The sequence below is a fragment of the Streptomyces sp. NPDC127106 genome, from assembly GCF_042677605.1.
Lineage (GTDB): Bacteria > Actinomycetota > Actinomycetes > Streptomycetales > Streptomycetaceae > Streptomyces.
Window position 1 is genome coordinate 42,197 of the sequence record NZ_JBHXTC010000005.1, and the last position, 8,341, is coordinate 50,537.

7 protein-coding genes and 1 pseudogene are annotated in these 8,341 nt (G+C 73.9%); 7 read left to right on the forward strand and 1 reads right to left on the reverse strand.

Going from position 1 to position 8,341, the window contains the following annotated elements:
• Positions 1-17: 17 nt before the first annotated feature.
• From ACFVGY_RS07235 to ACFVGY_RS07260, 6 genes and pseudogenes are all read left to right on the forward strand, one after another.
• A pseudogene (locus ACFVGY_RS07235) lies at positions 18-728 on the forward strand (IclR family transcriptional regulator); the annotation flags it as partial.
• A gap of 312 nt (positions 729-1,040) precedes the next feature.
• Complete coding sequence (locus ACFVGY_RS07240; protein ID WP_385672363.1) at positions 1,041-1,934, forward strand: hypothetical protein; 894 nt, start codon at positions 1,041-1,043, stop codon at positions 1,932-1,934.
• Positions 1,935-2,066: 132 nt separating this feature from the next.
• Positions 2,067-3,215 carry a type III polyketide synthase gene (locus tag ACFVGY_RS07245; protein WP_385672366.1) on the forward strand — a complete coding sequence of 383 codons (1,149 nt, stop codon included), beginning with the start codon at positions 2,067-2,069 and terminating at the stop codon, positions 3,213-3,215.
• Positions 3,216-3,286: 71 nt separating this feature from the next.
• Positions 3,287-4,549 carry a cytochrome P450 gene (locus ACFVGY_RS07250; RefSeq protein WP_385672369.1) on the forward strand — a complete coding sequence of 421 codons (1,263 nt, stop codon included), beginning with the start codon at positions 3,287-3,289 and terminating at the stop codon, positions 4,547-4,549.
• A gap of 105 nt (positions 4,550-4,654) precedes the next feature.
• The gene (locus ACFVGY_RS07255) at positions 4,655-5,212 is read left to right on the forward strand and encodes a cupin domain-containing protein (RefSeq protein WP_385672372.1); all 558 of its coding nucleotides are present in this window, start codon (positions 4,655-4,657) and stop codon (positions 5,210-5,212) included.
• 271 nt (positions 5,213-5,483) lie between these two features.
• Positions 5,484-6,467 (forward strand): FG-GAP repeat domain-containing protein, encoded by a 984-nt coding sequence (locus ACFVGY_RS07260; RefSeq protein ID WP_385672374.1) that lies wholly within the window; start codon positions 5,484-5,486, stop codon positions 6,465-6,467.
• A gap of 74 nt (positions 6,468-6,541) precedes the next feature.
• On the opposite strand, the gene ACFVGY_RS07265 is transcribed toward ACFVGY_RS07260, so the two are convergent.
• Positions 6,542-7,825: a pyroglutamyl peptidase gene (locus ACFVGY_RS07265; RefSeq protein WP_385672377.1), complete on the reverse strand. Its 1,284-nt coding sequence runs from the start codon at positions 7,823-7,825 to the stop codon at positions 6,542-6,544.
• Between the two features lie 148 nt (positions 7,826-7,973).
• On the opposite strand from ACFVGY_RS07265, the gene ACFVGY_RS07270 reads away from it, so the two are divergent.
• A complete protein-coding gene (locus ACFVGY_RS07270) occupies positions 7,974-8,210 on the forward strand; it encodes a chaplin (protein ID WP_385672380.1) in 237 nt (78 codons plus the stop codon).
• Positions 8,211-8,341 lie beyond the last annotated feature (131 nt).

The window sequence follows — 8,341 nt, forward strand, 5'->3', positions numbered from 1 at the left end:
GGCACACTCCGGCCGCGCTGGAGGCGGTACACCAGGCACTGCGCGTCCTGGAGGTGGTCGGCAGGTTCTCCGGCGGGGTGAGCCTGGCCCAGATCGCCCGGCTGACGCGGCTGCCGCGGCTGGTCCTGGCGCGGATCATGGAGCGGCTGGTGCGGGCGGACCTGGCCACCCGGGTCGGCCCGGGCGCCTATGTGGCGGGCTCGGCCTTGGTCCTGACCGAAGCCGCGGACGGGCCGGGCCGGCTGGGCGAGACCCTGGCCTGGGTCCGTGACGCGGTGGGCGCGGCCGTCTACGTCGCCCGGTACACGGACGGCGAGGTCGCCATCACCCACTACGCGGACTCGCCCACCGCCCCGCCCGTGGTGGAATGGGTCGACTTCCGTGCGGCGGCGCACGCCTCCGCGGTCGGCAAGGCGCTGCTGACCCAGCTCCCGTACGCGGACCGCAGGGACCACCTGGCCCGACACCGGCTCGACCGGTTCACCCCGCACACCCTGACCAGTGAACGGGCCCTGTTCCGCGAGCTCGACGCCCGGCTGCCGCACGAACCGCTGCTGGACCTCCAGGAGTACGCCATCGGCACGGTGTGCGCGGCGGTGCCGATCACGGCCGGGCCGAACGCGGAGTGCTTGGCCCTGTCGATGCCGGCCCCCGACCCGCGGCGCCTGCGGCAGGCGGCCAGGATCCTGCAGAGCGAGGCGGCCGCGGTCCTCCTCGCCCTCATCGTCTCCGGAGGTTCGCCGCCGCAGCCGCGGACCGCACCGGAGGAAGCCCCGGGCCGGGGACACGGTCCGGGGGCGTGCCGTCACGGAGCGGACGGCACCGACAGAGCCGGCCGGTGCCCCTCGGGGGTGTAGCGGGCCCGCCGCCGGACACGGCGGGTGCCCCGCAGGGGACAGCGGGCACCCGCCGTGGGGCCGATCGAAGGTATGACGCCCCAACACCCCACTATTTGATTGCTTTTGTCGGATTCGGTTCATATGGTCCTCAGGCGTTCGACGTTGCCGTCCCCCCACCCCGCGCGACCACCGGAGGTCCGTATGCCCGGCCGCAAGTCCCACCTGATCCTGGCGGCGGCAGCGCTGCTCTCCCTCGGATTCCCGACGGTGGCCGCCGGTGCCGCCGAGGAGGCGACCTGCTTCGGGCGGGTCGCGACGATCACCGGCTCCGGAACGATCAACGGGACCGAGGGCGACGACGTCATCGTCGGGTCGGCGGAGGTCGACACCATCGACGGCAAGGGCGGCGACGACGTGATCTGCGGCCTCGCCGGCAACGACTCGATCGCCGGCGGCCTCGGCAACGACCAGGTGGACGGCGGCGACGGCAACGACCTCGTACGCGGTGACCTGATCGGCACCCGGGCGAGCGTGGACGGTGGCGGCAACGACATCGTCTTCGGTGGCGCGGGCGACGACCGGGTCGGAGGCGACAGCATCTCCTTCGGCGGCAGCGCCGCGGGCGGCGGCAACGACATGGTCTTCGGCGGGGGCGGCAACGACCATCTGGTCGGCGACAGTCGCGGCGGCATCAGCGCGTCCGGCGGCGGCAACGACGTCGTCGACGGCGGTGCCGGTGACGACAACATCACCGGCGACTCCTCCGCCGAGGCCACGGCGACCGGCGAGGGCAACGACGTCCTGATGGGCGGCGCCGGCACGGACGCGCTCATCGGCGACGGCAACTCGGGCCACGCCTCCCGCGGCCGCCAGGACAGCGGCACCCCCTCGGCCTCGCGCCCGAAGCCCGCGGTCACCCCTGCAACCGCCCCTTCCCCCGTCCCCTCGGCGGCGCCCGGCGACGGCACGGCGGACGCGGCCGCGGGCGGCAACGACGTCATGGACGGCGGCGATGACGCCGCGACGGACTCCTGCGACGGCAAGGGCGGCTCCGACGTCTCGCTCGCCTGCGAGACCACGGCCAACGTGCCGTAACCCAGCCGATGATGGGTTAATCGTACCGGTTTGCCCCCTTGGTGGTGATCGGGAAGGATCCCTTCCGGGCTGATCGCGGCCCCGCCCGGCCGGCCGGCCGGGCGTCGCCCCCTCTCCCCGGGATCCCCTGCCATGGCCACCTTGTGCCGCCCCGCCGTCGCCGTCCCCGAGCACGTCATCACCCTCGACCAGACCCTCGCCCTGGCCCGCGGCCTGCACGCGGACCACCCCCGGTTACCGCTCGCGTTACGCCTGATCGAAAACACCGGCGTCCGCACCCGGCACCTGGTCCAGCCGATCGAGGAGATCCTGCGCCACCCGGGATTCGAGGCCCGCAACCGGGTGTACGAGGCCGAGGCCAAGCGGCACGTCCCGCACGTGGTGCACCGGGCACTGGCCGAAGCCGAACTGACGGCACGGGACATCGACCTGATCGTCTACGTCTCGTGCACCGGCTTCATGATGCCGTCCCTCACCGCCTGGCTCATCAACCAGCTCGGCTTCGGGCCCGGCACCCGGCAGCTGCCCATCGCCCAGCTCGGCTGCGCCGGCGGGGGCAGCGCCATCAACCGCGCGCACGACTTCTGCACGGCCTACCCCGGCGCCAACGCCCTCATCGTCGCCTGCGAGTTCTGCTCGCTGTGCTACCAGCCCACCGACCTCGGCGTCGGAACCCTCCTGTCCAACGGCCTGTTCGGCGACGCGGTGGCCGCGGCCGTCGTCCGCGGCACCGGCGGCACCGGCATCCGGCTGGAGGCCAACGCCTCCCACCTCGTGCCCGACACCGAGGGCTGGATCGCGTACAGCGTCCGCGCCACTGGATTCCACTTCCTCCTGGACAAGCGGGTGCCCGGCACCATGGAGCCCCTCGCCCCCGTCCTCGCCGAACTCGCCGATCGCCACGGCTGGGACGCCTCCGACCTGGACTTCTACCTGGTCCACGCGGGCGGCCCGCGCATCCTGGACGACTTGGGCAGCTACCTCGGGGTGCCGCCGGACGCCTTCCGCTTCAGCCGGGCCACGCTCACCGAGTACGGGAACATCGCCAGCGTCGTCGTCCTCGACGCCCTCGCCCGCTTCTTCGACGAGGGCGGGGCCGCAGAGCACGCCAAGGGGATCATCGCCGGATTCGGCCCCGGCATCACCGCAGAGATGTCCCTCGGCCGCTGGTCCGCTCCCGCCGGCAGCTCCACCCGCGCGGGCGCCCGTACCGCAGGGAGCTGCGGCATCGGCCGGCAGCGGTCCGCCCAGGCCGCCGCCCTCGCGGGGCCGGCCCGCTGACGCCCCGCCCCGCCCGGCCCGGGGACGCCTGCCCGGCCGCCGCCCGCCCCGACACGACCCGAGGTTCCGCCATGCGCACCGCGCCGACGACCACCGAATCGCCGATCCACTTCTGGAGCCCGCCCGACCTCCCCGGCCTGGAGTTCGACCCCTTCCTCAGCCGGATGCTGCACGAGGAGCCCGTGAGCCGGATCCGGCTGCCCAACGGCGCAGGACACGCCTGGCTCGTGACCCGCCACGCCGACGTCCGGCTCGTCTCCGCCGACCCCCGGTTCAGCCGGCGGGCCGTCCTCGGCCGGGACGTCACCCGGGTCGCCCCGCACTTCATCCCGATGGACGGCGCGACCGCTTTCGCCGACCCGCCCGACCACACCCGCATGCGGAGGGTCGTCGCGGGCGCCTTCACCGCCCGCAGCATGCGCCGGCTGCGCGACCGCGCCCAACAGGTCCTGGACGGGCTCCTCGACGAGATGGAGCGGCACGGCTCCCCGGCCGACCTCGTGGCCCACGTCGCCCGGCCGTTCCCGCAGGCGATGGTCAGCGAGCTCATGGGCGTCCCCGCCAGGGACCGGGAGTCCATGGCGCACTGGACCGACGGCATCCTCTCCGCCGCGGCCGGCCGCACCGCGAGCGAGCGGGCCAAGGCCGCCCTCGCCGACCGCTTCGCCGCGCTGATCGGTGCCGCGCGCCGGGCACCCGCCGCCCGCCTCCCCCACCAGGTCCCGGCCGACGGCGACGCCCGCCGGGAGCAGCTGGTGGACGTCCTCGCCGACGGGGTCGAGGCGGGCACGATCGGCTTCGACGAGGCCGTCGGCCTCGCCGTGCTCATCCAGATCGGCGGGACGCACGCCGTACGCAACAACAGCGCCAACATGGTCTACGCCCTCCTCACCCACCCCCACCAGCTGGCCCGGCTGCGCGCCGAACCCGCACTCGTCCCCCGGGCCGTCGACGAGCTGCTGCGCTACATCCCGCACCGCAACGCGGTCGGCCTCGCCCGGATCGCCCTGGAAGACGTCGAGGTCGGCGGGGTGACGATCCCGGCGGGCGACGCCGTGTACGTCTCCTACCTGTCGGCCAACCGCGACCCGGAGGTGTTCGCCGACCCGGAGCGCCTCGACCTCGACCGTGACGACGCCGCCTCGCACCTCGCGTTCGCCCACGGGCCGCACTACTGCCCGGGCGCCACCCTCGCCCGCCTGGAGTCCGAGGTCCTGCTCGCCACCCTGTGGGACCGCTTTCCCGGCCTGCGGCTCGCCGTGCCCGAGGACGAACTGCGCTGGCAGCGCGGGGTGCTCATCCGCGGGCCCGAGGAACTCCCGGTCCGGTGGTGACGGCCCGGCCACGAGGCGGCAGGCACGGGCGGCGGCGAGGCGGCAGGCACGGGCAGCACAACAGGCACAGGCACACGCAGAGCGAGCAGGAAGGAGCAGACGACCATGACCTTGCTGTACCCAGGGGACGGCCTGGTGGTCCCGGCAGGGGCCGGGCGCACCGTGAAGACCCCCGCCCAGGAGGTGACGTTCAAGGTCACCGGCGCCCATGCGCGGATCGCGTCCACCTTCGAGGTGGTCGTCCCGCCCGGCTTCGACGTCGGGGCCCACACCCACACCCGCGGCGAGGAGCTCTTCTACGTGATCGAGGGCGAGCTGGAAGTGCTCGCCTTCGAGCCGACGGTGCGCACGCGCGACGACTGGCGGGGCTGGGAGTCCGCCACCGGTGCGCGCCCGGTACGAGCCGCTCCCGGCACCCTGATCCTCGTACCGCCGGGCTGTCCGCACGCCTTCGCCAACCCCACCGGGAAACCGGCCCGGATGCTCTTCCAGTCGGCCCCGCCGCCGGACCACGAGCGGTACTTCGAGGAACTGCTGGAGCTGATGGACTCCCCGGCCGGACCCGACCCGGCCGCGGTCGAGGCCCTGCGCGCCCGGTACGACATCCAGCAGCTGACCCCGTTGCGGCACGCACCGCTGCCCGCCCGGGGGAGCACCCGGTGAGCGGTCTCCGCACGGACGGCTCCCTCCCGGCACCCCGCTGGGTGTACCCGCCGCCGACTTCGCACTGCTGCCTCGGCGCCGCGGTCCGGATCGTGGGAGGAAATCAGTCGGTGCAGGCCGAATCGGGACCTTCTGGTGGAATCGAGACTGTTTTCCCCGGATTTCGGCCTTCGTCCCTGATCGGGACCGCCGGGTGCGACCCGCGTTCCTAGCATGGCGGGGCCGCACGAGGACCGTCCCGGGCGGCCCCGCCGACAGAAAGGAACGCCTCATGCGACGCAGCATGCTGAAGACCCTCGCGGTCGTCACGCCCCTGATCCTCGGCTCCCTCCTCGTCGCCCCCGGCTCCGCGCTCGCCGTGCAGCAGGGGCCCGCCCGGACCGCCCCGGCCCCCGATCTGGCCCAGGAGTTCGGCCGTTTCCTGGTGCAGACCGGCACGGCCCTGCACGAGACGGACGGCACGTTCGACTTCGCCTTCGACGACTGGGACGGTGACGGCCGCCCGGACCTGTTCGCGATCAAGAAGAGCGGCACGGGTACCGGCAGCACGGAGGTCCACGTGCTCTCGGGTGCCAGCAACTTCCGGAAGTTCATCCTGCAGACGGGTACCGCCCTGCACGAGACGGACGGCACCTTCGACTTCGACGTCGCGGACCACACCGGCGACGGCCGCCCCGACCTCGTCGCGGTCAAGAAGAGCCGTACCGGCACCGGCACCACCGAGGTGCACGTCCTGTCCGGCGGGGACGGCTTCCGCAGGTTCGCCCTGCAGACGGGCACGGCCCTGCACGAGACAGACGGCACCTTCGACTTCCGGGCCGCCGACTGGAACGGCGACGGCCGGGTCGACCTGTTCGCGATCAAGAAGAGCCGTACGGGGACGGGCAGCACGGAGGTCCACGTGCTCTCGGGTGCCAGCAACTTCCAGAGGTTCATCCTCCAGACGGGTACGGCGCTGCACGAGACGGACGGCACCTTCGACTTCGACGTCGCGTACTGGAACGCCGACAGCCGCCCGGACGTCGTGGCGGTCAAGAAGAGCCGTACGGGCACGGGCAGCACCGAGGTCCACGTCCTCGCCGGCGGCGGCTACCGGGGCTTCATGCTGCAGACGGGCACGGTCCTGCACGAGACCGACGACACCTTCGCCTTCGGCGTGACCGACTGGAACCGGGACGGCCGCCCCGACGTGGCCGCCGTCAAGAAGAGCCGTACGGGCACGGGCAGCACCGAGGTCCACGTCCTCGCCGGTTGAGGGCCCGGGGCCGCAGCGGTGCGTCCGCTCCGGCCCCCTTCCCGATCCACGGCGGCCCTCCGGCGGCGGAGTGGCTACGGCCGTACGGTGGCGGTGGCGGCGTGTTCGAGGACGGCCCGGACCTCCGCGGCGATCGCGTCCTCGTTCTGCTCGAACTCCGGCCCGGTCAGCGCCTGCGGGTCGGCCGGCAGGCCGGTGAGCACCGGCGTGTGCAGGTGGCCGCCGGGCAGGCGCGGGGCGAGTTCGCCGCGCAGCCGGTTGGAGCGGTACGCCACCTCGTTGGAGAGGTAGCCGCCCCCGCCGCCCGCGACGGCCCGCGAGCCCGCCGTCGGACCGTCGGCCCGGTCGACGGGGGCGGTGCCGCCCGCGGGTATCTCGGTGACCGCGGTGTTCAGGCGCACGGGGAACGGCGTCTGAACGGCGGCGGTGACCGCGTCGGCGGGCAGGGTGGTGCGGATGAACTCCGGGCCGGCGCCGAGGCCGGGAGCCGTCACCGGATGCTCGCGGGTGCCGCCGGAGAGGGCGCGCGTGTTGTCGGGGTAGGGGTCCGCGGACCGGGAGCGGCCGGCCCAGGCCTCCAGGGTGAAGATCCCGGGGTAGCCCTGGCTGACCGTGGTGATGAGGTCCGCCGGGGCGGGGCCGCCGGCCAGCCGTGGCGCGAAGGCGCGCTCGACCATGCCGGCGTCGAAGTCGGCGTACCGCACGGGGAGTACGACGGCGCGGACCTCGGCGGTGGTGCCGTCGGCGAGGGTGATGCGGCGCCCGTTGAGCCGGAGGACGGCGGAGCCGGAGGGGTTGGCCCGGCGGACCTCCGTGTCGAGGCCGAAGGGATCGAAGCCGCTGACGAAGACGCGGCGCACACCGGGGGCGGGGCGGAAGGCGTTGTCCTTCAGGCCGCGCGAGGCGTCCTCGAAGCGGGTCCGCAGCGCGGTGCGGTCCACGGTGAACGTGGGCTGCCAGCGGGCGAGTTCGAGGGTCATGGCGAGGCGCGCCCAGTACAGCGGCCGGTCGTCGCCCGCGGGGAGGTCGCCGCCGGGGCGGCGGCCCTGGGTGCGGTGGACGGCGGCCTGCCAGAGCGCGGTGCCCCAGCCGTCGAGGAGCCGGGCGGCTTCGGCGGTGCTGCGGGTGCTGCACAGGGCGGCGGGGAAGCGGCGTACGAAGTCGCCGAGTCCGCCGCGTTCGACGAGCGCGGTGGTACGGGGGTCCGCGAGGCGGGCCTGCTCCGGGTCGGGCGCCGCGGCGGACGGGGGCCGGCAGGTGGCGGAGCCGTCGTCGGCGTGGGCGGGGACGGTGACGGCGGTGGACAGGACGGTGGCGAGGAGGGCCGCGGTGGACGCGGCGCGCCATAAGGACATCATGCGATGTGACATTACAAAGCCCCCACGGCTCCCAACAGTCGCCCCTCGGCCCTCTGCGGACACGCCCACGGGAGAGTGAAACGCCCTTATTTGCGGCGAACTGGTATGGGATGGGCCCCGCACACCCCTCAGTCGATGGGAGATCCTCATGAAGATCCGTACCATGGTTGCCGCAGCGTCCCTGGCCGTCTGCGCGGCGCTCGGCGTGGCCGGATCCGCCGTCGCCGACAGCACCGCCAACGGCGCCGCCATCGGTTCGCCGGGCGTCCTGTCGGGCAACGTGGTCCAGGTACCGATCCACATCCCGATCAACATCTGCGGCAACAGCATCAACATCATCGGCCTGGTGAACCCGACGGCCGGCAACCTCTGCATCAACGCCTGATCCCGGGCAGCAGCCACGCATGCCGTGAGGGGTTGGGCCGGGCCGCCGCCCGCGGGCCCCGCCACCAGGCCGGGGGCGCCGCCCCCCCCGCCCCCGCGATCGAGTACTACAAAAACGACCACAAGACACCC

Excerpts from the sequence above, each read along its gene's own strand:
- ACFVGY_RS07245 (WP_385672366.1), top strand. The coding sequence starts at position 2,067 with ATGGCCACCTTGTGCCGCCCCGCCGTCGCCGTCCCCGAGCACGTCATC.
- ACFVGY_RS07240 (WP_385672363.1), top strand. The coding sequence starts at position 1,041 with ATGCCCGGCCGCAAGTCCCACCTGATCCTGGCGGCGGCAGCGCTGCTC.
- ACFVGY_RS07265 (WP_385672377.1), bottom strand. The coding sequence starts at position 7,825 with ATGATGTCCTTATGGCGCGCCGCGTCCACCGCGGCCCTCCTCGCCACC.
- ACFVGY_RS07250 (WP_385672369.1), top strand. The coding sequence starts at position 3,287 with ATGCGCACCGCGCCGACGACCACCGAATCGCCGATCCACTTCTGGAGC.
- ACFVGY_RS07255 (WP_385672372.1), top strand. The coding sequence starts at position 4,655 with ATGACCTTGCTGTACCCAGGGGACGGCCTGGTGGTCCCGGCAGGGGCC.
- ACFVGY_RS07260 (WP_385672374.1), top strand. The coding sequence starts at position 5,484 with ATGCGACGCAGCATGCTGAAGACCCTCGCGGTCGTCACGCCCCTGATC.
- ACFVGY_RS07270 (WP_385672380.1), top strand. The coding sequence starts at position 7,974 with ATGAAGATCCGTACCATGGTTGCCGCAGCGTCCCTGGCCGTCTGCGCG.